A 25,698-nucleotide genomic window follows, 5' to 3' on the forward strand; every position below is an offset into this window, starting at 1 on the left:
CTTGTGCAAAAAAAGATAAATACTCTTAGGAGCTGGTGCTCCGTCATCGTATTTCCTATTTTTGCTTTAGGCTATAGACGGGCTTTGTATCTTATTAATTGAACACGGGACTCATTTCTTAGGAAAAAGATAAGTCTCCTAGCACTCTTTGGAGTGCCTTGTCGACTTCCTATTTTTCTACAGAAATGTTTGGCTTAGCCAAAACGTCCCTTTGTATCTTATTTAACTGAACACGGGCTAAGAGCTGTGTAAAATAGATAAATCTTCCTAGAAGCTAAAGCTTCGGCGTCAGATTTCCTAATTTTACTTTGCTCTTTATACGCCCTTAGTATCTTATTTTAAGGAGTCCTTTGATATCGTGAATAACGTAAAATATGATGTGAATGATATGCCAAAACCTGGTTTATTGGTTGGTTTGTCATTCCAGCACTTGTTTGCCATGTTTGGTGCGACGGTGCTTGTGCCGATTTTGGTTGGGATTGATCCCGCTATTGCTCTTTTCTCATCTGGTTTGGGAACTTTAGCTCACTTGACGGTGACCAAGTACAAAATTCCAGCTTACATGGGCTCTAGTTTTGCCTATATTGCGGCTATGCAGACACTTATGAAGACTGATGGCATTGCGGCAGTGGCTCAAGGTGCCATGGCAGGTGGTTTGGTTTACTTGCTTGTGGCTCTGATTGTTAAGTATGCGGGTAAAGACTGGATTGATAAGGTCCTTCCACCAATTGTGGTTGGCCCTATTATCATGGTGATTGGTTTGAACCTTGCGGCTAATGCAGTCAATGATGCAACAACTTTAAATAAAAGCTATAGTATCTATGCTCTCTTGATTTCGATGGTGACCCTCTTTGCGGTTATCCTCTTTAACATGTATGGCAAGAAGATTATCGGTGTTATCCCAATTTTACTTGGTTTAATTGTGGGCTATATTTTCTCAGCGGTTCTTGGTTTGCTGACAGGACATAGCTTTATCAATTTCTCAGAGGTAGCAGCGGCACATTGGATTCAGGTTCCAAACTTTGACATTCCATTTGTGGATTATAGCTTCAAGCTCTATCCAAGTGCGATTTTGACCATGGCTCCGATTGCCTTTGTGACGATGACTGAACACTTTGGTCACGTCATGGTTCTAAACAGTTTGACTGAGCGTGATTACTTTAAAGATCCAGGTCTTGACCGTACCCTTACTGGTGATGGTTTGGCACAGATTATCGCTGGCTTCTTTGGAGCTCCTCCGGTAACTTCTTATGGTGAAAATATTGGGGTTATGGCCCTCAGTAAGGTCTACTCAGTTTACGTTATTGCGGGCGCAGCAGTGATTGCGGTCTTGATGAGCTTTATTGGTAAGTTATCAGCACTCTTGCATTCTATTCCAACTCCTGTATTAGGGGGATTATCTATTGCCCTCTTTGGGGTTATCGCTGCTAGCGGTTTGAAAATTTTAGTTGAACATAAGATTGATTTTGATAATAAAAAGAATCTCTTGATTGCTAGTGTTATCTTGGTATCTGGTATCGGTGGTTTGATGATTGACCTTGGTGGTCTTCAAATCACGGGTGTGGCAAGCTCAACCATTCTTGGTATCTTGCTTTATCAAATTTTGCCAGATCCTAAAAAAGGTAGCAAAGATTAGTCAATCAATTTAAAAGGAAAAACTATGGCGATTGCAGATGGAAAAGTGTCACTGAAGCATTTGGTGACCATGGAAACCCTCACGAATGAAGAGGTCTTGGGCCTGATTCGTCGAGGTGGAGATTTTAAAAATGGCAGAGCTGATTTCCAGCTGGATCGACAGTATTTCGCTGCCAATCTCTTTTTTGAAAATTCAACACGAACACACAAGTCCTTCGAAGTGGCTGAGAAAAAACTTGGCTTGGATGTGATTGAGTTCGATGCTGGAACTAGCTCGGTAAATAAGGGTGAGACCCTCTATGATACCATTTTGACCATGTCTGCCTTGGGCGTTGACATCTGTGTGGTTCGCCACTCGGAAGTCGATTACTACAAGCAGTTGATTGATAGTAGGACTATTCAGACCTCTATTGTCAATGGTGGTGATGGTTCAGGGCAACACCCAAGTCAGTGTTTGCTTGACTTGATGACCATTTACGAAGAGTTCGGAACCTTTGAAAATCTTAAGATTTGTATTGCAGGTGACATTACGCATTCGCGTGTCGCTAAGTCCAATATGCAGATTCTCAAGCGTTTGGGTGCTCAGCTTTATTTTGCTGGTCCTGCAGAGTGGTACTCGAATGCGTTCGATGTCTATGGTCAGCATGTGGCTATTGACGACGTCATTGAGGACTTGGATGTGCTCATGTTGCTTCGTGTTCAGCACGAACGTCATGGGGACGATAAAGGATTTTCAAAAGAAGACTACCATGCTCTCTATGGTTTGACTGAAGAACGTTATGCCAAGTTAGCTGATCAGGCGATTATCATGCATCCTGCTCCGGTTAATCGTGATGTGGAGATTGCTGATAGTCTGGTTGAGGCGCCTAAGGCTCGTATCGTTGCTCAGATGCAAAACGGGGTCTTTGTCCGTATGGCAATTATTGAAGCTATTTTAAATGGCAAAGCGTAAACTACGTTAACCGATTCCTGAGAGAATCAGACGAAAAAGAACATGGGCTAAATCTTTGAAAAGAGACAAATCTTCCTAGAGGCTAGAGCTTCTTTGTTAGGTTTGATTTTCATTCAGATGTTTAACGCCCTTTGTATCTTAGTGAAAGGAACAATTTACTATAATGGCAAAACGTTTACTTATTTTGGAAGACGGCACTATTTTTGAAGGTCAGGCCTTCGGTGCTGATGTGGATGTGACGGGTGAAATCGTCTTTAATACTGGTATGACAGGTTATCAAGAATCTATCACAGACCAGTCTTACAATGGTCAAATTTTGACTTTTACTTATCCACTTGTTGGTAACTACGGTGTTAACCGTGACGACTATGAGTCAATTAAGCCAACGACCAAGGGTGTTGTTGTGTCAGAGGCTAGCCGTCGTGCCAGCAACTGGCGTAACCAAATGACCTTGGATGAGTTTTTGAAAGCAAAAAACATCCCTGGTATCTCTGGTATTGATACACGTGCCTTGACTAAGATTATCCGTCAACACGGTACCATGAAAGCGACTTTGGCTAATCCTGGTGACAGTATCGAGCACTTGCAAGATCAATTGCGTGCGACTGTTTTGCCAACCAACAATATTGAGCAGGTATCAACTAAGACAGCCTACCCAGCACCAGGTGTTGGTAAAAATATCGTTTTGGTTGACTTTGGTCTCAAGCACTCTATCTTGCGTGAGTTTTCAAAACGTGACTGTAACGTGACTGTTGTGCCACATGATATCACTGCTGAAGAAATTCTCCATCTTAATCCAGATGGTGTGATGTTGTCAAATGGTCCAGGTAACCCTGAAGATGTACCGTATGCACTTGATATGATTCGTGGCATTCAAGGCAAAATTCCAATTTTTGGTATCTGTATGGGTCATCAGTTGTTTAGTTTGGCGAATGGTGCCAAGGCCTACAAGATGAAGTTTGGTCACCGTGGATTTAACCATGCGGTTCGTGAAATTGCGACTGGTCGTGTTGACTTCACCAGCCAAAACCATGGTTATGCCATTGACCGTGAGACACTTCCAGATTGCCTCATGGTAACACACGAAGAAATTAACGATAAGTCAGTTGAAGGTGTTCGTCACCGTGACTTCCCTGCATTCTCAGTGCAATTCCACCCAGATGCAGCACCTGGTCCACACGATGCGAGCTATCTCTTCGATGAGTTCTTGGAATTGATTGATGCTTTCCAAGCTGAAAAAGCACGTCGTTAATTGCAACTGTCTAGTGACTATAGTGGGGTGTGACTCTTGTTCGCCCCAGTCTACTACCTTATTTAATGACAACCAGAGAGTTGTCAAATAGAAAGGAGAAGATACAGGTTCACGGAAGTGAACACGCCCTAAGGACTGTGTGAAAAAGATAAACGGTGACTAGATGCTTAGGCGTCGTCGTCACGTTTCCTATTTTCACTGGGTCCTTAACGGGCTTTGTATCATAAATTATGCCTAAACGTTCTGATATTAAAAAAATTATGGTTATCGGGTCTGGTCCTATCATCATTGGTCAGGCTGCTGAGTTCGACTACGCTGGTACGCAAGCCTGCTTGGCCTTGAAAGAAGAAGGCTACAGTGTTGTTCTTGTTAACTCTAACCCTGCGACTATCATGACTGATAAAGAAATCGCAGACAAGGTTTACATTGAACCAATTACGCTTGAGTTTGTCACACGTATTCTTCGTAAAGAGCGTCCGGATGCTCTCTTGCCAACTCTTGGTGGACAGACTGGTTTGAATATGGCAATGGAATTGTCAAAAGCTGGCATTCTTGATGAGCTTGGAGTAGAGCTTTTGGGAACAAAATTGTCTGCCATTGACCAAGCCGAAGACCGTGACCTCTTCAAACAATTGATGGAAGATTTGGAACAACCAATTCCAGAATCAGAGATTGTAAATACGGTTGAAGAAGCAGTTGCCTTTGCGTCAGAGATTGGCTACCCAGTTATCGTTCGTCCAGCCTTTACCCTTGGTGGTACTGGTGGAGGTATGTGTGCCAATGAAGAAGAACTTCGTGAAATCGCTGAAAATGGATTGAAATTGTCACCAGTAACCCAATGTTTGATTGAACGTTCTATCGCTGGTTTCAAAGAAATCGAATACGAAGTTATGCGTGATGCCGCAGACAATGCTCTTGTGGTATGTAACATGGAAAACTTTGACCCAGTTGGTATCCACACAGGGGACTCAATTGTATTTGCTCCAACGCAAACCTTGTCAGATATTGAAAACCAAATGCTTCGTGATGCCAGCTTGAAGATTATTCGTGCCCTTAAAATTGAGGGTGGTTGTAACGTACAGTTGGCTCTTGACCCTAATAGCTTCAAGTACTATGTTATCGAAGTAAACCCACGTGTGTCTCGTTCATCAGCCCTTGCCTCAAAAGCAACTGGTTACCCAATCGCCAAATTGGCAGCCAAGATTGCTGTTGGTTTGACACTTGATGAAATGATTAACCCAGTCACTGGTACAACTTATGCCATGTTTGAACCAGCTCTTGACTATGTGGTTGCTAAGATTCCGCGTTTCCCATTTGATAAATTTGAACACGGGGAACGTCGTCTTGGTACTCAAATGAAAGCAACTGGTGAAGTTATGGCTATCGGTCGTAACATCGAAGAGTCACTTCTTAAAGCCTGCCGTTCACTTGAAATTGGTGTTTACCACAATGAAATGCCTGAGCTTGCGGACGTCACAGACGACGCCTTGGTTGAAAAGATTGTCAAAGCTCAAGACGACCGTCTCTTCTACCTCTCTGAAGCCATCCGTCGTGGATATACTATTGAAGAATTGTCAGAGTTGACTAAGATTGATATCTTCTTCCTTGACAAATTGCTCCATATCTTTGAATTGGAACAAGAACTGGCTACTCACGTAGGCGATGTTGAAGTTTTGAAAGAAGCTAAACGTAACGGTTTCTCTGACCGTAAGATTGCTGATCTTTGGAATCAAACAGCCGACCAAGTTCGTACGACACGTTTGGAAAATAACATTGTTCCTGTCTACAAGATGGTCGATACCTGTGCGGCTGAGTTCGAGTCATCAACACCATATTTCTACTCAACTTACGAGTGGGAAAATGAATCAATCAAATCTGATAAAGAATCTGTCATCGTTCTTGGTTCAGGTCCTATCCGTATCGGACAAGGGGTTGAGTTCGACTATGCGACAGTTCACTCTGTAAAAGCTATCCAGGCTGCAGGTTACGAAGCTATCATCATGAACTCTAACCCTGAGACAGTTTCAACAGACTTCTCAGTTTCAGATAAACTTTACTTTGAACCATTGACTTTTGAAGACGTGATGAACGTTATCGAATTGGAACAACCTAAGGGTGTCGTGGTTCAGTTTGGTGGACAGACAGCCATCAACTTGGCAGAGCCATTGTCTAAAGCTGGTGTGAAAATCTTGGGTACACAGGTTGCTGACCTTGACCGTGCCGAAGACCGTGACCTCTTTGAACAAGCCCTTAAAGATTTGGACATTCCACAACCACCAGGACAAACAGCGACAAACGAAGAAGAAGCGGTTGAAGCAGCTCGTAAGATTGGCTTCCCAGTTCTTGTTCGTCCATCATACGTTTTGGGTGGACGTGCCATGGAAATTGTTGAAAATGAAGAAGACCTTCGTTCTTACATGCGTACAGCCGTTAAGGCAAGTCCAGACCACCCAGTCCTTGTTGATAGCTATATCATCGGACGTGAGTGTGAAGTGGATGCCATCTCTGATGGTAAGGATGTCTTGATTCCAGGTATTATGGAACACATCGAGCGTGCAGGGGTTCACTCAGGGGACTCAATGGCAGTTTACCCACCACAAACCCTTTCTAAGAAAATCCAAGAGACTATCGCTGACTACACTAAACGCTTGGCTATTGGTCTTAACTGTATCGGTATGATGAACATCCAGTTCGTTATTAAGGATGAAACAGTCTATGTTATCGAGGTTAACCCACGTGCCAGTCGTACCGTACCATTCTTGTCTAAGGTGACTGATATCCCAATGGCTCAAGTTGCTACAAACTTGATTCTTGGTAAATCATTGGCTGAGCAAGGTTACAAAGATGGTCTTTACCCAGAAAGCAACCATGTCCATGTCAAAGCACCAGTCTTCTCATTCACAAAATTGGCTAAGGTAGATAGCCTCCTTGGACCTGAAATGAAATCAACTGGTGAAGTTATGGGTACAGATGCGACTCTTGAAAAAGCGCTCTACAAAGCCTTTGAAGCATCTTACCTCCACTTGCCAACCTTTGGTAATGTTATCTTTACTATTCATGATGATACTAAAGAAGAAGCCCTTGACTTGGCTCGTCGTTTCGACGCTATCGGTTATGGTATCTACGCCACTGAAGGAACAGCCAAGTTCTTGAATGAACACGGGGTTCACGCAACGCTTGTTAACAAATTGGGTGAAAATGACGATAACGACATTCCAGCCCTCGTTCGTACAGGTAAAGCGCAAGCTATTATCAATACGGTTGGTAACAAACGTACTTATGACGAAGACGGAGCAGCTATCCGTAGCTCAGCTATTGAAGCTGGAATTCCACTCTTCACAGCGCTTGACACAGCAGATGCTATGGTGCGTGTGCTTGAAAGCCGTAGCTTTACAACAGAAGCTATCTAATCACGAAATAGAGTCTCAGCTTTGCTGGGGCTTTTTTTTTGAAGACAAAGTTTTCTTTTGAGACTTTTCTTAAGTGATGACGGTCGTCAGCGACCTTCTGCGAAGTTCCATGACTCAGTTTTGAGCCGGAAGTCTCAAAACTTCCGAACGCCTGAAACTAATCGTTTCAGACGTTTTTATCACTACGAAAAGTCTCGGTATAAGCTTACTAGGTTCGCAAAATCTATTTCATATTTAAAAATAGTTTAATTATGTTCTGAGTCTCAGCCTTACTGGGGGCTTTTTTCTTACACAAATGTAAGCTATCAAATTAAAATGAAAGCTAAGACTATGGTTTTGTTTCCTAAGATTCTGCTATACTAGAAACATGATTATTACCACATCTTTACGTGAAAATGAGGCCTTGATTGCGCGTGCCCAAGAATTGGCCCACGAACTGGGAGCTGACTACCAGCCTCGTCGCAAGTTATCCTTGGCGAAATGTTTAGAGCGATTTGACCCCTTTTATCTTCTATATAAAGACAGATTGTCTTTTGTCAATGAGGATGGCAGTGAGCTGTCCTTTCATCCAGATACGGCAGTTCTTCGGATTAAGGCACCACACGATGCTCTAGTCAATCTTTTGGGTTCGTCTAGCAAGTCTATTCTCGACACGACCATGGGGCTGGCTTCCGATAGTCTAGTTATGGCGGCAGCGGGAAATAAGGTGACTGCCCTTGAGAGTCAAGAAGTGATTTTTCAGGTAGTTTCTCGTGGTCTGGCCACTTATCAGACAGATGACAAGCAACTTGAAAAAGCGATGCGGTCTATTAAGACCATTAAGAGCGATAGCTTATCCTTTTTGAAGTCTCAGGCTGATCACTCTTTTGATATCATTTATGCTGATCCTATGTTTTCAGAGACTATCAAGGAATCGGAAAATCTACAAGCTATCAAACCTTTGGCCAATGGCAGCCGTCTGACAGAAGAATGGTTAAATGAGGCTAAGCGTGTCGCACGAGAAAAAATTATCATCAAGGCGCATTTTCGAGATACCGTTTTTGAGGAACTTGGGTTTGAACGTCAGATTCGCCCCAATCAAAAGCTGCACTATGGTGTCATGGATTTAAGCGAAGGCCATTGACACAGAAAGTTAAAAGTATTACAATTGTTTTATTTATACGATACAAAAGAAAAGAGAGACTTATGCGAAAGAAAATCAGTCCAAAGTTATTTAAAAATAAAAAAAGAGTTTGGATCATTGGAGGAATTGGCTTCCTTGTCCTTTTGGTCCTAGGATTTAACCTTTTTGCAGGTGGTGGCAAAGATGATAAGGCTTCCGAGTCCCCTACAGCAAGTAAGGTAACCAAGGGGCAGTTGGCCTCGTCTACCCTTCTGACTGGCATGGTGAAGGCTCAGTCGGAACAGTACGTTTATTTTGACAATACCATTGGACGCAATGCCACTGTGACAGTCTCTGTTGGTGAGGAAGTTAGCGTTGGTCAGCAACTGGTCCAATACGACAGTACCTCTGCCCAAGCAGCTTATGATACGGCTAGTCGTGCCTATAATAAGGCAGTTCGTGACCGTAATTATTTCCAACAGTATGGGACAGCTCCTGCGGCTTCGGCACAAACAAGTAGTGATTCGGATGAGGATGATTCGACGACTACCGTTAGCCCTCAACAGCGTCAGCAAACCGAGGCAAGTAATTACCAAACCTTGCAAGATTATAATGATGCTGTTGCTAACGCAGCATCAGAGCTAGAAAAGGCACAAGATGTCCTCAACCAAACAGTCATTGTTTCAGATGCTAATGGAACAGTCGTAGAAGTTGCGGACTCTGTGGATCCTGCTTCAAAAGAGAGCCAGACTCTAGTTCATGTGACCAGTGAAGGCCAATTTGAGATTCAAGGAACCTTAACGGAATATGACATTCCAAATATTTCAGTAGGTCAAAAGGTCAAGATTACTTCCAAAGTATACCCAGATCAAACTTGGACAGGGAAAGTTAGCTACGTTTCCAATTATCCTAAGCAAAATGCCAGTCAGTCAGCGGGGACATCTAGCAATTCAGGACAGACAGGCTCCCAGTATGAATATAAGGTTCAACTGACTAGTCCAATCGGTAAGCTCAAGCAAGGTTTCAATGTATCTCTTGAAGTAACCAAAGATGATGATGCTTTACTAGTTCCAGTAACTGCTGTGACCAAGAAAGGCTCTGACAACTACGTCTGGGTTTACGATGACGAGAGTCAAAAAATCAAGCAAGTCAAGGTCAAACTTGGTAATGCAGATGCTAAGCAGCAAGAAATTGCATCAGGGCTTAAAGAAGGTCAAAAGGTTATTACTAAGGCTGAAAAATCCTTCAAGGATGGTGAGACACTAAAGGATGTGACGGATGCCGATAGCAAAAAATCAAAAGAGACTAGTGGAGAAGAGGTGAAGTCTAGTGACTAAGCCAGCTCTTATGGTCTTAAAAGGCATCACCAAGTCTTTCAAAAATGGTCAGGAGTCCTTGCAGGTCCTTAAGGGAATTGACTTATCAGTTGAAGAAGGTGACTTCGTGGCAATCATGGGTCCTTCTGGTTCAGGGAAATCAACCCTCATGAATATTATTGGACTTCTTGATCAACCGACTACAGGTTCCTATCAACTCGAGGGCGAGGATGTGGCTAATCTCTCTGAAAACCGCCTGGCCAAGGTAAGAAATGACCAGATTGGCTTTATCTTTCAGCAGTTTTTTCTCTTGCCAAAGTTAAGTGCCCAAAAGAACGTAGAGCTTCCCTTGATTTATGCGGGGAAATCTCCACGTGAACGTAAGCAAAGGGCACAACAATTCTTGGAAAAAGTTGGCTTGTCAGACCGTAGCCATCATTTGCCATCAGAGCTATCTGGTGGTCAGAAGCAGAGGGTGGCTATTGCGCGTGCACTGTCTAACGATCCGGCAATCATTTTGGCGGATGAACCTACGGGTGCGCTTGATACCAAGACAGGAACCCAGATTATGGATCTCTTAACCCAGCTAAACCGAGAAGGGAAGACCATTGTCATGGTTACCCATGAACCTGAGATTGCGGATTATGCCCGACGTAAGATTGTTATCCGTGATGGGGAAATCACCCAAGACACAACGGACAGCGTTCGGATTGACTAGGAGGTAAGAATGGAAAATTGGAAATTTGCTCTTAGTTCTATTCGTTCACACAAGATGCGGTCCTTCCTGACCATGTTGGGGATTATCATTGGTGTTGCTGCGGTAGTACTTATCATGGGTCTAGGAAATGGGATGCGTCAGAGTGTTACCGATAGTGTGACCGGTGATAAGGATACCGTTCAAGTCTACTATGAAGCCAAGGGTGAGGAGCTAGATCCAGCCTATGCGGACCTGTCACATCCGACCAAACCGGTTAAAGAAGTTTGGTTGGAGCAAGTGGCTAGGCAGACGCCTGGTATCGATAGTTATTTTGTGACCAACAGCCTAACTTCCTCTATCTCCCTCCAGAAAAAGACTGTGAAGAATGTTAATATCACAGGTGCCAGCCAGGGCTACTTTAAAGCTAAAAAGTTAGAGATGTTGACAGGACGTTCCTTGCAAGACAATGATTATAAAAACTTTTCACGAGTCATTGTCATTGATCAGATGGTGGCTAAAAAACTCTTTGAGTCGAATGAGGATGCCCTTAACCAAGTGGTTACTATTGGGAACAATGATTATCGTGTGATTGGTGTTTATAAGAATAAAGACACAGCAATCGGTGCCTATGGTGAAATTGGAACAGCTCTTGTGGCCAATACCCAGTTAGCAGCTGAAAATAACACCGATGCTATTGGTCAGATTTTTTTCCATGTGACCGATGTGAAAAATAGTAGTAGCGTTGCTAAGGATGCTGCCAAACGCTTGACCCAGTTGGCCCAAGATGACAATGGAGAATATAAGGCAGCAGATATGAGTTCGGCCCTAGAACAGGTGAATACGATTTTTGGAACCATTACCACCGTTGTCGGAGCTATTGCTGGCATTTCACTCTTAGTTGGCGGAATCGGTGTTATGAACATCATGTTGGTTTCGGTAACTGAGCGGACACGAGAGATTGGTCTTCGTAAGGCTTTAGGTGCCACACGTCGTAAAATCTTGACTCAGTTTCTGATTGAGTCCATGGTTTTGACCATCCTGGGAGGTTTGATCGGGCTAGGCTTTGCGGCCCTAGTCGTTGGACCAATTGGGAATGCCATGGAGCTTAAAGCGACAGTCTCTCTTGGCGTAGCCATGGGAAGCATCGCTTTCTCAGCAGCTGTGGGAATTATCTTTGGTCTCCTACCAGCTAATAAAGCTTCGAAACTCGATCCTATCGAAGCTCTTAGATATGATTAGACATCACCTCTTGAAATCTTTGGATTTTGAGAGGTTTTATGCTTTTAAAAAAAGATAGAGAAAAAAATAAAAAAATTTGCATTTTTTTCTTGACGTCTGATTTAGGTCATGATATTATAAATGAGGTTTGAAAAAACTGACCTAAGACAGTTGGGGAGTTAAACTCATAAACATCCAACCGAGGCACAAAACGTAACTATTTTTTTGTAACGTATTGTACTTTCGTGTCTAGGTTTAGGTACGATTTTTTTGTGCCTAGCCCAAAAATAAAAACGGAGGTAAAACTACTAATGAGTGAAGCTATTATTGCTAAGAAAGCTGAACAGGTTGCGATTGTCGCTGAGAAAATGAAAGCTGCAGCATCTATCGTTGTTGTTGACTCTCGTGGACTTACAGTTGACCAAGATACAGTTCTTCGTCGTAATCTTCGTGAATCAGGCGTTGAATTTAAAGTTATCAAAAACTCAATCTTGACTCGTGCAGCTGAAGAAGCAGGTCTTGAAGACCTTAAAGGACTCTTCGTTGGTCCATCTGCAGTAGCATTCTCAAACGAAGATGTTATCGCACCAGCGAAAGTTATTAGCGAATTTGCTAAAGACGCAGAAGCTCTTGAAATCAAAGGTGGTGTTGTTGACGGCGCGTTCACTTCAGTCGAAGAAATCAACGCTCTTGCATCACTTCCAAACAAAGAAGGTATGCTTTCTATGCTCCTTTCTGTACTTCAAGCGCCAGTGCGCAACGTTGCATACGCTGTCAAAGCGGTTGCAGAAAGCAAAGAAGACGGTGCTGCGTAAGCCCATCTTCACAACTCGTAGCCTAAGCTACGTTTAAAAAATTATATTAAAAAACACATTTGGAGGAAATCACAATGGCATTGAACATTGAAAACATTATTGCTGAAATTAAAGAAGCTTCAATCCTTGAATTGAACGACCTTGTAAAAGCTATCGAAGAAGAGTTTGGCGTAACTGCTGCTGCTCCTGTAGCTGCTGCTGCAGCTGGTGCTGCTGACGCTGGTGCTGCTAAAGATTCATTCGACGTTGAATTGACATCTGCAGGCGACAAAAAAGTTGGCGTTATCAAAGTTGTACGTGAAATCACAGGCGAAGGTCTTAAAGAAGCTAAAGCTATCGTTGACGGTGCACCATCAGTTCTTAAAGAAGGTGTTGCTGCAGCTGAAGCTGAAGAAATCAAAGCTAAACTTGAAGAAGCTGGAGCTTCAGTTACTCTTAAATAATAAGGTAACGACTCAAGTCGCTTAATAAAGAAAACCAGGGCAAAAGCTCTGGTTTTTTATTGCAATAAACGATTATGAGAAACTGTTTGAATTAATAGGTTCCCTACCAAAAAACTGCCAAATTTATTTTTGGCAGTTTTTTTGTTTTTCTATTTTAAACTGGTTTTGTTCATTTTCAATATGTGCTGTAATTATCACATATTGGTTTTTACTAATATAAAATATTTTTGGATCATATCTAAATGTTAAGTAAGTATGTCTTAGTCCAGCGCCATTTCGAATAAATAATTTTAGGTAAGAGTAATCCTCATTATGTTCTATATTTATGATTTTTCCTCTTGCAATAACTGTATTCCTTCTTCTATTTTTTATCTGGGAATTGACATGATTCATCATTTATTATCTCCTTATTTTCAATAGTCAATTCTTCACAATGAAAATCTGATTCATTATCTGTTTTAGCATCATACCCAAATAGCAGAGTAGGGGGTGAATCACGTCTTCCGCCCTCTAAGTAATCTCGTTCGTGTTGTGTAAGTTTTTCATTTAATTCTGTATCATGACGAATAATATTATCAAGACCATCATTTTAAATAGACGCTAAAAATAGAAGATGTTGTCCTTTTATGACGAAAAAACTACAGTTTATGACTTCAATGAAACTTTAGTTGTCTTTATATTATACTAATCTTGTAAATCATAAGAAAAGGAACGTCAATCATGAAAACAACAACTAAACTCATTGGTATCCTATCAACTCTTATTGTAGTTATCCTCGCTATCTTCTTAGTGACTAAGTTTAATAGTCATGAGTCAGCACGTGTTAGCACAAGTAGTAGCCCAGTCAAGACGGTCAAGAAATCATCTTCAAGCTCAAGTAAAGCTGTTAAGAAGGATAAGAAAGCAGCTCAATCATCATCTTCAGCAGTTTCAAATGAAGAAAATAACAATCAGGCTTCAGCAGTAGCACCTAAATCTTCTTCTCAAGAACAAGCTCAAGCAGGCACTACAGATGCTGGGCAAGTGGCTGAAGCAACAACACCAGCTTCTCAAGTTGGAGGAGTTGAAGGTGGTCGAGGTGCTTGGACAGCAACTTCTGGAACATTGACACTTGATGAGGAAACACCTGTATATACTGCGCCAGATAAAGATAGCGGAGCAGTTTCTACACTTCCTGCAGGTGATGTTGATTGGGATAAATATGAAATTTTACCCGATGGAAACTGGTATAGTTTTGTTAAAGATGGGCAACGTTATTATATTTCATATTCAGATGTAGGGCATTGATAAAGTATTAAGAAGTCTTTATAAACCACTTTTCAAGTCTATCAAGGCTTTAAGATAAACATGAAATAAAAAAGACAGTAACTATTCTGAAGTTACTGTCTTTTTGGGTCCTACGAAAACTACTAGCACAGCTAGTGGTCCCAAAAATTATTAAGCTATGTAGCAAAAAATACTAGAAACAGACTATTCAAATGCAAAACCGAAGTCGATTAAAGAGGTTAAAGTTTAAAGTCGACACTTATTTACAAAATCTGATAGTTTGAGAAAAGAGATGATTTGCACTACGAGTGGTAATTGTAGATTTAGGGTATTTTTCTAATATGCTATTTACATTATGTAACCCAAGACCTCTTCCTTCCCCTTTACTAGAGTACCCCCTAGCAAAAATACGACTAACATCCACTTTTTCTGTTTTTATACTATTTTCGACGATAAGTACCAACGAATCATCATTATTCATGAAAGCAACAGTCATTCTTGGATTTATAGCTTCAATCGTAGCTTCGATAGCATTATCACAAAGGACAGAAAGAACAGTTATGAAATCTAGTAATTCTATCCTAAAATTACTAACAGGTTCTTCAATCTCAACAGAAATTGAAATACCTCTATTTTGTGCCTCAAGTAATTTAGCGGAAAGAATACTTTTGATAGCATCATTCTTAATATTACTAAGTTTAGCAATATCAAACTTACTATCATAGAATTGGTTTGCACTATCTCTAAGTACGCCATTGTAAACAGTTTTAATAGCTTCAATATCTTGATTATCAATTCCTAATTTTAGACTGGTCAAAATATTAATGTAGTCATGACGGAAACTCCTAATTTCCTCATAAAGTGATTCAACATGATGGCTATAGATAGATAGTTCATTTAGTTGAGTATCTTTTTGATCAATAATTTCCTTCTCTAGTTTTTCTTTTGAAATTGCATTGAGATAGAGTAGCATTACAAAAAACAGAACAATATAAAAGTTATTAATATGTCCTCTCCAGTTATCTGCATCAGCTAATTTGTCTCTATAAATAACAAGTATAGAAACTAAGAGCATATATACAAACATAGAGATGTTGATCAGTAATAATAAATACTTGAAATAGTAACGCTTGAAACCTTCTTTTATTTCGTCAAAATCTAACCTAAGAGATTTTACTATGAGTAAATGAAGAGGGAAAACCAGTAATTCAATTAAGATATCATACCAACTTAGTTTGACTTCATTGAAGACAGAGACTCCTAGTAGAGGGAAAACGTAGAATGCTAACATTCTACCTAGCAAGCTTTGAACGATAATGGGGTACAAGCCATAAAAAATATCAAGTGTTTTACTACCATACTTATTTTGATATATGTTATAAGCAATAAAGATAAAAAAGAAAGCAAAGTACCCAACAGGAGGACATATGATGAGGAGTAGGACATACAAAAATGGACCAATAATATTCCACAAAGGTTTGATTGGTTGGTTACTCACCTGTTGAAACATTAACAATACTACTAATGTCTTAGAATAGAACAGCAATAAATTTATAACTATATCCATAGAAACACCTTAGATTTTCAAAGATTTAACTTTTTCTAGGAGACCCTTATATTTCGTACGGGAAATGGGACATTCATTATTATTTTCAAACATTACCATTTTCTCTTCTTTATTGATCTTAACGATATTTTCAGGATTAACGATAAATGAACGATGGCATCGATATAGGCGGTCGTCAGCTCGTTCAACTTCTGAAATACTGGCGTAGAACTCCATTCGTTCTTCTTTAGTATGCAAAATAACTTTATGTATTGTTGGAGACGTTTCAAAAAATAAGATATTGTTAAAAGGCACTTGAACATGGGCCGTAGCTGTTTCAAAAGTAAAAGAATCTTGGGCAATAGTGGCACCCATTTTATCCATGGTATATTCAATTGCTAAATGAACACGTTCATAAAAATCTTCATCATCTAAAGCTTTATCAATAAAATCTAGTGCAGCAACTCTATATTTAAAAGTGACTGGCATAAATTCTGAATGTGTTGTTACAAAAACAATTGTTGCATTAGGATCTTTTTTTCGAATTTCTTTCGCAATGTCTAGCCCCTTTTTTTCTTCTCCTTTAATTTCAATATCTAAAAAGAAAAGTTGGTGAGAACCTCTTTCCGTAATTGCGTCAAGTAACTGGCTAGGTTTTCCAAAAATCTCAGGTCCTTTACATTTTAGAGATTTTTTTGCAATAACATTTTTTATAACATTCTCTATTCGTGATTGTTGTAAAAATTCGTCTTCTAAAATAAAAATATTTAACAATTAGTGTACTCTCCATTCGATAAAATATTTAGTACTGCAGTAAAAGACATTGAAGTCTTTTTCCAGTATGAAAATATATTTGTTTTGTTTTTTTAGGACGTCTAAATAAAAATCCATGTTTCTTTGCAAATACAGATAATTTTCCCTAACATGCAGTACACATATAAGTATGGAAACTTTTAAGTAATGATAGTAGTCATAAAACCGGTATATCGTAACAGTTCTAGAAACTATTATATCGGTATACTTTTACTGTAAATGACAAAAAATGAACCGTTTATGATATATGACAAATTAAATGGTATAACCAAGCTATAATAAAAATAGGAATTGGAGGTGAAGTATGTTCAATATTGTGAGGCACTTTTGGTTGTTGATAACTGTTAAAAAGTATATTAAAAAATATAAGTTAAAAGTTAAAGTTAACAATCATTTTAATTCTATAAGGATTACTACAGCAACTAACACTCTTTATTTTATCACATTTACAAAGAATTGTAATTATGGAAAAAAGTTAAAAAAATTAGGAGGAGTAACGTTTATGCACAAATTATTTTATTGACAGCGAATATTGATTATAACAAAATATTTAATGAACATCTCGAACTATTAGGTGTCATTGATATCAAAAAGTCATTAGCGAATACCTCTAATGAAATTTGTGATTATCTAGATTATTTTTTTAATATCGAAAAGGTGCACTAACCTCCATGTACATGTAAACTGTACTTGAGGTTATTTTTTTATCATCAGATTAAATAGTTTTTCGATGTTTTATTGTAATAAACGTTTTGTTTAGGTATTGCAACTCTACTGTAACGAATTTATTCCTTTTTGTGTTTACACAACTTATATTCTACTACCATCAGGAATTGTTTATAAATTTATTTTTTCTGAAAAAAATCTGAATAATCTTTGTTACTATTTTAATAGTCAAGCAGTCTGGACTATTAAATATTGACTTAGAAAGGAAAGTATATGAGTTATACGAAGCCAGTTATAGAAAAAATTTCTACTTTTAAAAGTGGTACTGCAGGATTAGTCGCAGGTAGCTTCAGAGATATATTTGGTGGCAGGGCTTTATTTTTAATTAGAATATAATCCATTACCCGAATATATTCATTAAGTTAATATAGTAATTATTATGGAAAACAAGTAATCCACATAGTGGAGGTGAAAAAAATCTGAAATTTGTTCAATCTTAATCTATTTTCTGATATTTTTCCGAAATTCATATTATAGAATTTAAAAGAACAATTTTTAGCATAGGAGTATCGTATTATGACAAATAAGATTGAAATAAGAGATGTTACAAAAACTCTTAAAGAAGGAGATATATTAAAGAACGTATCCTTTACAGCTGAGGAGGGGGAAGTCACTGCCTTTTTGGGACCGAATGGTGCCGGAAAAAGTTCGACACTACGAATACTTTTGGGTCTGGATAGGGCATCTTCAGGAACTGCTTTAATAGGAGGTAAGAAATATTGTGATATTGAACGTCCTCTTTTAACTGTAGGAGCTTCTTTTGATGGTGTGGGGGCTCCTAGTGATCGAACAGTTTTTCAACATTTGAAAATTGCTGCCGCTAGTAATGGAATAGATTATTCCAGAATATCAGAGGTGTTATCCATTACTGATATTGAACATAAAAGAAATTCAAAAATAGGCAACCTTTCCTTGGGAGAGGGTCAGAGATTAGGTATTGCAACAGCGCTGTTGGGAAACCCCCAGTACCTGATTTTAGATGAACCTACAAATGGTCTAGATCCTAGTGGAATTAGATGGTTTAGAAATTTTATTAGGGAACAAGCAAACACTGGTAAGACAGTATTGTTATCTTCACATATACTTTCAGAAGTAGAAGCGGTAACTGATAGGGTTGTTTTTATTGACAAAGGAAGTATCATAGCTTCGAGTACACTTCGTAATATATTGAACGGATTTGATAATCTAGAAGATGTTTTCTTTCATTTAACAGGAGGTGGCTATGATGAGTAGTATAAAAATCAATAATACTTTATCAGAGCTATATAAAATTTTTTATAGTAGATCAACCCGAATAGTTTTACCAATTGTTTTTATTTTTCAGCCGTTATTGTCTTATATCAGTTCTAAACAAATTTTAGCAGTTGGATTGAATGCAACCCCTGAAACAAATAGCAGCTTAGTAGAACCAATACCTCCAATTGAGTATATTGGTTTTGAAGCTATACTATTGGGCTTGTTTGCTATGATTATTTTAGGAGCAATTCTTGGAAGTATGGAATATAAAAATAGTTCTTTACGTACCAGCTTGTTATTATGTTCAAATAAGGCAGTATTCTTTGTAATAAAATTTTTTGTTACAAGTGTATTTATTTTTGTTGTGTCATTTGTTTCAATCTATTTATCTATTGCAAGTGCACAGTTTGGTTTAGAAAGAGAAGGATTGAGCCCTCTGATACTGAGTAATAATGTTTGGTACTTTATATTGTTAGGATCATTGTCGTGGTCGCTACTAGCGGTGTTATCCTATTCAATTGCTTTTTATTTTAAATCTTCACTTGGATCATTATTATTCTTATTACCACAAGTCTATAATTTAGGTAGTTTTCTTGCTGACAGAATTCAGCTTGCTAAGTATTTACCAGTATCTTTAGGGCAAGATTTAATTGCAACATCTCCTTTAAAAATCACAACACCAGGACGCAGTGTTTTATTTTTGAGTACTTGGGTGCTAGTAATTAGTAGCTTTGCATATTACAAATTTTTGAAAGAAGATGTAGGTAATGTTAGATGAATTCTTTTAGAAGTGAGTATTTAAAGTTTATTTATAATAAATGGTTATTATTGACTGTCCTAGCAACTATAATTTTAGTACCTTTATTTGTTATTTTTTTACATGAAACTCCAAGTTATATAACCGAGGATTATGTTTTAACGCAAATCTTAGAAAGCTTCTATCTCGGACAAGCTGGGATTATTATTATTACAATACTATTTATAGGTCAAGAATTTAACGGTTCAACTTTAAGAAGCAGTTTATTAGCTAACCCAACACGGTGGAAATTCTTTTTTATAAAATTAATAGTAATATTATCAATATCTATATTAGTTTGGAGTCTGGTTGCTTTCTGTACTATTTGCGTAGTATATACTTTTTATGGTCTATTAATTCCCTTACATATTTATACCTTAGCATTAAGAATAATATTGGTATCAATTGGTTTAATATTAATATGTTTTAGTTTAGTTCTTATAACAAGGAGTATAGTTGTTCCAATGGGAATGTCCTTGTCTTTCTTGTTGGGGTTAGGTCAAATGCTTCTGCAATTCAGCGATGCTTTTCTCTACTTCCCGATTATCTCCACTATGAATTCATTTTTTATGATTGAGAATCAATCTTATATACCTTATACAATAGGTATTGCAATTCAATTTTTATGGGGGATTTTGCTGTTATCTTTCTCTATTTTGCTGTTTAGGAAGAGGAGTGTACGATAAAAATTTTGTATTTTGTGATAATATTTAGTTATGAAAGAAAAAAAGTATATCGAATATTAGCAATTGATGATGATGAAAGCATTCTTCGTTTGATAAAGAATTCTTTAGAACGCTCAGAGTTTGAAGTTACGACGAGGAGAGAAGTAGGTAACATAGATATTTGTTCATTTATTGGCTTTGATTTAATTTTATTAGATATCATGATGCCGATTGATGGTTTAGAAATTTGTAAATCCATTCGAGAACAAATCGATGTACCGATAATTTTTGTAACAGCCAAGCAATTGGATAGTGATTTGGCTAGCGGGGTAAAGGCTGGTGCGGATGATTATATAAAAAAACCATTTAGTATTACAGAATTAGTTGCTCGTGTTAGGATGCATATCCAAAGGGAGGAAAGAACTCGTAAAAATAATAAAGAAATATGTACAAAGAATTTGATAATTAATGTCAGCAATCAAGAAATCTTAATTGAAGAAGAGACTATATCATTGACAAAGCGAGAATTTACAATTTTATATACTTTAGCAAGCAACCCGAAGAGAGTATATTCCGTTGAGGAGCTCTATGAGAGAATATATCCGTCGGAATCAGATGCACAATTTCGTTCTATTGCTGAGTATATTTATCAAATTCGTTCAAAATTAAAACCCTTTTCAATTAATCCGATCAAGACACAGTGGGGAGGCGGATATAGTTGGAACGAAAATTAGATTTTAAGGCTTTAGTAAAAAAGACGCAGTGGACAATTGTTAAACAATTTTGTTTGAATGTAATTGTAGCCTATATTTTTCCTATATCAACTATTTCTATCAATATCCATTCAGAAAATCAGTCAATCGCTAGTGGCTTGTTAGGGCTATTATTTAATGTTTTTTCATGGGTTTATATTTGTATATCTTTGATTATTATAGTTTCTATTAATATTAAAGCTTTGTTAACAAGAGTAAAGCAAGAAATGGAGATTGTTTATCATGGTAGCATGTGGCTAACATCTGTAAACAATTCATCGAATTTAACAATTCTTGAATTCATAGAAACAAATAAACACATTGAATTAATGCAACAAAGAATTAAAAATATGATTCAGGTAGAGAAAGACCAAAAGGAGGATATTCTCTTTAAAGTTTCAGCGATGGCGCATGACTTGAAGACACCTTTGACTGTAATTAAAGGAAACTCGGAATTGTTGCAATTGGCACCTTTATCAGGTGTTGATGTTCAATGTCTTAAAGACATTGAAAGAGCAAGCAACCAATTAGATAGCTATTTTAATCAGTTAATCAACTACTCTAAAACTTTTTACTCTTATCAGATTTCTTTCCATCAGTATCGTATTAGTAATTTATCCAAAATACTGGAACAAGAGTGTGAATACCTTATTGGAGATAACATTGACTACAAGTATAATTCGAAGATAGACCGAGACTGTAATATTGAATTGGATTTAGATTTAATAATCCGTTCGGTGGCAAATATTGTTAATAATGCAATGGCTTATGCAGACGATTCTAAAAAGAGAATCAGAGTTATCTTTGAGTTAGAAGATGGTAGTATTGCCTTAAGTATTTGGAATAATGGTTCTAAATTTTCTGAAGATGTTTTAAAAAATTTTGGAAAATTATTTTATCGAGAAGACACTAGTAGAAATTCACAGTTTGAACATTTTGGAATAGGTTTGGCATTTGTAAAACAAGTAATGAGCATTCATTCTGGTGATATACAACTGCAAAATAAGGAAAAAGGGGCTATGGTTAAATTAATTATTCCTATAAAAAATAGTGATAACACCTAGGCTTGAATATCGTAATCTTGAATTCTATGAAGTTCATAAAGTAAGCATATTGATAATAATTATTTCAAAATCTTTGCAATTAGCACTCATAACTGATTTATTCGGTTCTTTTCCACCATTTGTCAAGTCTATCATGGCTTTAAGTAAAGATAAATAATAAGGTAACGACTCAAGTCGCTTAATAAAGAAAACCAGAGCATTAGCTCTGGTTTTTTCTATTGCTTTTAATATTTTCATTTGTTAGAATGTAGGTAATGTGCGTGCTTGTCACGCCCTTTTTCTGTGCCTTTTTCGGCTTTAGTGGTTGTCAATAACTATAAAAATCCTAAAGGCATGGTAAATGCAAAAAAGAAAAGGAGAAATTTATGGCTTATATTTGGTCTTATCTCAGGCGTTATCCTAAGTGGCTAGCAATGAATTTTACGGCGGCTATTTTATTTGTTATTGCTAACTTAGGTCTGCCGACGGTTCTTGCCAGAATGATTGATGAGGGGATTAACCGTGGAGATGCTGACAAGCTTTATACCTATGCTTGGGTCATGTTCGGTGTGGTCTTGACTGGGATTGTTGGTCGTGTGCTCTTGTCCTATGCGGTTAGTAAGTTGACGACCACAATGGTGCAGGTCATGCGTAATGACATTTACGCTAAGCTTCAGGAGTATTCCCACCATGAGTACGAGCAGATTGGGGTATCCTCTTTGGTAACTCGTATTACATCTGATGCTTTTGTTCTCATGCAGTTTGCAGAACAGATTCTAAAGATGGGTGTCATTACTCCTCTGATGATGGTTTCCAGTGTCTTCTTAATTTTGACGACAAGTCCATCTTTGGCTTGGATTGTGGCAATTTCCTTGCCTTTCCTAGCCGTAGTAGTCTGGTATGTGGCGGTAAAAACGCGTCCGCTTTCTGAGAAACAACAGGCAACTCTCGACAAGATTAACCAGTACGCTCGTGAGAATCTGACTGGACTTCGTGTCATCCGAGCTTTCGCTAGAGAAGATTTTCAAGAGAAGAAGTTTGCTTCTGAAAATGCTGTCTATGCGGATAATTCAAACAAGCTCTTTAAATTAACTGGTTTGACTGAGCCACTTTTTGTGCAAATCATCATCGCCATGATTGTAGCTATTGTTTGGTTTGCTCTTGAGCCATTAGGTTCTGGAACGTTGGCAATCGGGGATTTGGTTGCCTTTATTGAGTACAGTTTCCATGCGCTATTGTCTTTCCTTTTCCTAGCTAACCTCTTTACCATGTATCCTCGTACGGCGGTATCTAGTGAACGTCTGCAGGAGATTATGGATATGCCTATTTCTATCAATCCAAATGAAGATGGAGTGACAGAGACTGAGACTAAGGGATATTTGGAGTTTGACAATGTGACTTTTGCCTATCCTGGTGAAACTGAGAGTCCTGTCCTACACAATATTTCTTTCAAGGCTAAACCCGGTGAAACCATTGCCTTTATTGGATCTACGGGTTCAGGAAAATCATCACTTGTACAGTTGATTCCACGCTTTTATGATGTGACCTTGGGGCGCATTCTTGTGGATGGTGTGGATGTTCGTGACTACAATCTTAAGGCTCTTCGTCGTAAGATTGGCTTTATTCCACAAAAAGCCCTGCTCTTTACAGGGACCATCGGTGAAAATATCCGTTATGGTAAAGAAAATGCCAGTCATGAAGAATTGAATCAAGCTACGGATGTCGCTCAAGCTAAGGAATTCATCGACAGCAAGGAAGAACGCTACGATTCTCACTTGGCTGAGGGTGGTAGCAACCTTTCTGGGGGACAGAAGCAGCGTTTGTCAATTGCACGTGCAGTGGTTAAACGTCCTGACCTCTACATCTTTGATGATTCCTTCTCTGCCTTGGACTACAAGACAGATGCGACCTTGCGTCGCCGTCTGAAAGAAGTTACCCAGGATGCGACAGTCTTGATCGTGGCTCAACGTGTGGGAACTATCATGGATGCTGACCAGATTATCGTTCTGGATAAGGGTGAAATCGTTGGTCGTGGCCGTCACGAAGAACTCATGGAAAGCAATGAGATTTATCGTGAAATTGCTAATTCTCAATTGAATCAAAAGAGTCTTACAGAAGACTAGAAGGAGGTCGAAATGAAGAATAATAAAAAGAAAACAAGTCATTCCTCAAGTTTTGGCCGCCTTTGGTCCTACTTGCAGGCTTATCGTTTCCCACTTTACCTAGCCATTTTCCTGAAAATTGTTAGTGTTATCATGAGTGTCCTTGAACCCGTAGTTATTGGTTTAGCTATTACAGAGCTGACCAAAAATACGCTGGCCATCATGAAGGGTGTCGAAGGCGCTCATATCAACGTTTCCTATGTTGGTTTGGTTTTGGTTGTTTATCTCTTGCGTGGTCTTATTTATGAGTTGGCCGCCTACTATTCCAACTATTTCATGACCAATGCTGTGCAGGCAACGGTTCAGGATATGCGTAATGAGATGACTGAGAAAATCAATCGTATCTCAGTGTCATACTTTGACAAGCATCAATTTGGGGACCTCTTGGGACGCTTTACCAGTGACGTCGAGACAGTTTCGAATGCCTTGCAGCAGTCCTTTTTACAGGTAGTTAATGCGGTCTTTACTTTGGCCTTGGTTATCGGGACAGTGCTTTACCTTAATCTTCAATTGGGAGCTATAGTTGTCATCACTATTCCCATTACTTTCTTTGGTGCTCGCTTTATCATGAGTAAGTCTCAGCCCTATTTTAAGCAGCAGGCTGATGCCCTAGGTGCCCTTAACGGTTTTGTTCAGGAAAATCTAACTGGTTTCAACGTTCTTAAGCTATTTGGCCGTGAGGACAGGTCTTTGGACGACTTTAAAGAAATCACGGAAGACCTTCAGAAGGTAGGTTTTAAGGCCAATTTCATTTCAGGACTCATGATGCCTGTCCTTAATGGTTTGTCTGATCTGACCTATCTGATTGTCGCTGTTCTTGGTGGTTTGCAAGTTTTGGCTGGTCGTCTGACGATTGGTAATATGCAGGCCTTTGTTCAGTATGTTTGGCAGATTAACCAACCCATTCAGAACTTGACTCAGTTGGCTGGACAATTGCAGAGTGCTAAATCTTCTTTGGACCGTATTTTCCAACTCATGGATGAACCAGACGAGGCTAATGATGCTACTGAAGTGCTAGAGGGAGATTTGACTGGCCAAGTTAGCTTTAAGCATGTGGACTTCCAGTATGTGGCTGATAAACCTTTGATTCGTGACTTTAATCTTGAGGTTAATCCTGGCGAAATGGTAGCCATTGTCGGTCCTACCGGTGCTGGAAAATCAACCATTATCAACCTCCTCATGCGTTTCTATGATGTGACTGCCGGGTCTATCTCGGTTGACGGTCACGATATCCGTAACCTGTCACGTCAGGATTATCGTAAACAGTTTGGTATGGTGCTTCAGGATGCTTGGCTCTTTGAAGGAACTATCAAGGAAAATCTTCGCTTTGGTAATCTTGAGGCGACTGACGAGGAGATTGTTGAAGCCGCTAAGGCTGCCAATGTGGACCACTTTATCCGTACACTACCTGGTGGTTACAACATGGAAATGAACCAGGAATCAAGTAACATTTCACTAGGACAAAAGCAACTTTTGACCATTGCGCGTGCGCTTTTGGCTGATCCTAAAATCTTGATTTTGGACGAGGCAACCTCATCGGTTGATACCCGTCTGGAACTCTTGATTCAAAAAGCCATGAAGACCCTTATGCAAGGTCGAACAAGTTTTGTCATTGCCCACCGTCTGTCGACTATTCAAGAAGCAGACAAAATTTTAGTCCTTAAAGATGGTCAAATCATCGAACAAGGGAACCATGAATCCCTCCTTGCAGATAAAGGCTTCTATTACGACTTGTATAATAGCCAGTTTGCGGAGAAATAAACAAAAAAATCCATCAGTTCATAACTGGTGGATTTTTTCTGAATTTGACGAGCAATAAAAGAGACTTCCCCGGAAAGAGAAGTCTCAAAATC

At 38.8% G+C, this 25,698-nt stretch carries 22 protein-coding genes and 1 other annotated feature; of the genes, 19 read left to right on the forward strand and 3 right to left on the reverse strand.

All coding sequences use genetic code 11. The features are described 5' to 3' along the window. Positions 1-358: 358 nt before the first annotated feature. From H7U02_RS01660 to rplL, 10 genes are all read left to right on the forward strand, one after another. Positions 359-1,636 carry a uracil-xanthine permease family protein gene (locus H7U02_RS01660; RefSeq protein WP_048676126.1) on the forward strand — a complete coding sequence of 426 codons (1,278 nt, stop codon included), beginning with the start codon at positions 359-361 and terminating at the stop codon, positions 1,634-1,636. 24 nt (positions 1,637-1,660) lie between these two features. Then, positions 1,661-2,587, forward strand: coding sequence for an aspartate carbamoyltransferase catalytic subunit (locus tag H7U02_RS01665; RefSeq protein ID WP_175057447.1), 927 nt, complete (start codon positions 1,661-1,663; stop codon positions 2,585-2,587). 163 nt (positions 2,588-2,750) lie between these two features. Continuing rightward, entirely contained in the window at positions 2,751-3,839 is a 1,089-nt protein-coding gene (locus tag H7U02_RS01670; RefSeq protein WP_002890257.1) for a carbamoyl phosphate synthase small subunit, read from the forward strand. A gap of 230 nt (positions 3,840-4,069) precedes the next feature. Beyond that, on the forward strand, positions 4,070-7,249 hold the full coding sequence (gene carB / locus H7U02_RS01675) for a carbamoyl-phosphate synthase large subunit (RefSeq protein WP_201041611.1): 3,180 nt from the start codon (positions 4,070-4,072) through the stop codon (positions 7,247-7,249). Positions 7,250-7,616: 367 nt separating this feature from the next. Next, entirely contained in the window at positions 7,617-8,372 is a 756-nt protein-coding gene (locus tag H7U02_RS01680; RefSeq protein ID WP_201041610.1) for a class I SAM-dependent methyltransferase, read from the forward strand. Positions 8,373-8,434: 62 nt separating this feature from the next. Then, the gene (locus H7U02_RS01685; protein ID WP_004183010.1) at positions 8,435-9,688 is read left to right on the forward strand and encodes an efflux RND transporter periplasmic adaptor subunit; all 1,254 of its coding nucleotides are present in this window, start codon (positions 8,435-8,437) and stop codon (positions 9,686-9,688) included. Positions 9,689-9,698: 10 nt separating this feature from the next. After that, the gene (locus H7U02_RS01690) at positions 9,699-10,385 is read left to right on the forward strand and encodes an ABC transporter ATP-binding protein (RefSeq protein ID WP_207185601.1); all 687 of its coding nucleotides are present in this window, start codon (positions 9,699-9,701) and stop codon (positions 10,383-10,385) included. A 9-nt stretch (positions 10,386-10,394) separates the two neighbouring features. Continuing rightward, complete coding sequence (locus H7U02_RS01695) at positions 10,395-11,603, forward strand: ABC transporter permease (protein WP_201041609.1); 1,209 nt, start codon at positions 10,395-10,397, stop codon at positions 11,601-11,603. A 122-nt stretch (positions 11,604-11,725) separates the two neighbouring features. Continuing rightward, positions 11,726-11,862: a sequence feature (ribosomal protein L10 leader region), on the forward strand. 31 nt (positions 11,863-11,893) lie between these two features. Continuing rightward, positions 11,894-12,397, forward strand: a complete 504-nt coding sequence (gene rplJ, locus H7U02_RS01700) for a 50S ribosomal protein L10 (RefSeq protein WP_004183007.1) — start codon at positions 11,894-11,896, stop codon at positions 12,395-12,397. Between the two features lie 74 nt (positions 12,398-12,471). Next, positions 12,472-12,840 (forward strand): 50S ribosomal protein L7/L12, encoded by a 369-nt coding sequence (rplL, locus tag H7U02_RS01705; RefSeq protein WP_002886110.1) that lies wholly within the window; start codon positions 12,472-12,474, stop codon positions 12,838-12,840. Positions 12,841-12,963: 123 nt separating this feature from the next. On the opposite strand, the gene H7U02_RS01710 is transcribed toward rplL, so the two are convergent. After that, a complete protein-coding gene (locus H7U02_RS01710; RefSeq protein ID WP_201041608.1) occupies positions 12,964-13,236 on the reverse strand; it encodes a hypothetical protein in 273 nt (90 codons plus the stop codon). Positions 13,237-13,560: 324 nt separating this feature from the next. Here H7U02_RS01710 and H7U02_RS01715 point away from each other — a divergent pair, with 324 nt between their 5' ends. Next, complete coding sequence (locus H7U02_RS01715; protein ID WP_201041607.1) at positions 13,561-14,127, forward strand: transcriptional regulator; 567 nt, start codon at positions 13,561-13,563, stop codon at positions 14,125-14,127. A gap of 238 nt (positions 14,128-14,365) precedes the next feature. Here H7U02_RS01715 and H7U02_RS01720 read toward each other — a convergent pair whose 3' ends face one another. After that, complete coding sequence (locus H7U02_RS01720) at positions 14,366-15,673, reverse strand: sensor histidine kinase (RefSeq protein WP_201041606.1); 1,308 nt, start codon at positions 15,671-15,673, stop codon at positions 14,366-14,368. Between the two features lie 9 nt (positions 15,674-15,682). Then, entirely contained in the window at positions 15,683-16,426 is a 744-nt protein-coding gene (locus H7U02_RS01725) for a response regulator transcription factor (RefSeq protein ID WP_060972017.1), read from the reverse strand. Between the two features lie 978 nt (positions 16,427-17,404). Between H7U02_RS01725 and H7U02_RS01730 the strand changes: the two genes are divergently transcribed. The 8 genes from H7U02_RS01730 to H7U02_RS01765 all read left to right on the forward strand — a co-directional run bounded on the left by H7U02_RS01730 (position 17,405) and on the right by H7U02_RS01765 (position 25,606). Continuing rightward, complete coding sequence (locus tag H7U02_RS01730; protein ID WP_151404978.1) at positions 17,405-17,527, forward strand: putative RiPP precursor; 123 nt, start codon at positions 17,405-17,407, stop codon at positions 17,525-17,527. A gap of 180 nt (positions 17,528-17,707) precedes the next feature. Continuing rightward, positions 17,708-18,424, forward strand: coding sequence for an ABC transporter ATP-binding protein (locus H7U02_RS01735; protein WP_201042677.1), 717 nt, complete (start codon positions 17,708-17,710; stop codon positions 18,422-18,424). Continuing rightward, positions 18,414-19,205, forward strand: coding sequence for a membrane protein (locus tag H7U02_RS01740; protein WP_037601755.1), 792 nt, complete (start codon positions 18,414-18,416; stop codon positions 19,203-19,205). The genes H7U02_RS01735 and H7U02_RS01740 overlap by 11 nt, the downstream gene beginning before the upstream one ends. Continuing rightward, positions 19,202-19,909, forward strand: coding sequence for a hypothetical protein (locus H7U02_RS01745; RefSeq protein ID WP_070654837.1), 708 nt, complete (start codon positions 19,202-19,204; stop codon positions 19,907-19,909). Before H7U02_RS01740 ends, H7U02_RS01745 begins: the two co-directional genes overlap by 4 nt. Before the next feature lie 5 nt (positions 19,910-19,914). Beyond that, positions 19,915-20,622, forward strand: a complete 708-nt coding sequence (locus tag H7U02_RS01750) for a response regulator transcription factor (RefSeq protein WP_201041605.1) — start codon at positions 19,915-19,917, stop codon at positions 20,620-20,622. Next, a complete protein-coding gene (locus tag H7U02_RS01755; RefSeq protein ID WP_201041604.1) occupies positions 20,607-21,704 on the forward strand; it encodes a sensor histidine kinase in 1,098 nt (365 codons plus the stop codon). The genes H7U02_RS01750 and H7U02_RS01755 overlap by 16 nt, the downstream gene beginning before the upstream one ends. A gap of 365 nt (positions 21,705-22,069) precedes the next feature. Next, positions 22,070-23,806, forward strand: coding sequence for an ABC transporter ATP-binding protein (locus tag H7U02_RS01760; RefSeq protein ID WP_002885969.1), 1,737 nt, complete (start codon positions 22,070-22,072; stop codon positions 23,804-23,806). Positions 23,807-23,818: 12 nt separating this feature from the next. Beyond that, positions 23,819-25,606, forward strand: a complete 1,788-nt coding sequence (locus H7U02_RS01765; protein WP_201041602.1) for an ABC transporter ATP-binding protein — start codon at positions 23,819-23,821, stop codon at positions 25,604-25,606. Positions 25,607-25,698: the final 92 nt, after the last annotated feature.

Origin of the sequence: Streptococcus sp. 3.1 (assembly GCF_016648915.1) — a bacterium.
Lineage (GTDB): Bacteria > Bacillota > Bacilli > Lactobacillales > Streptococcaceae > Streptococcus > Streptococcus salivarius_E.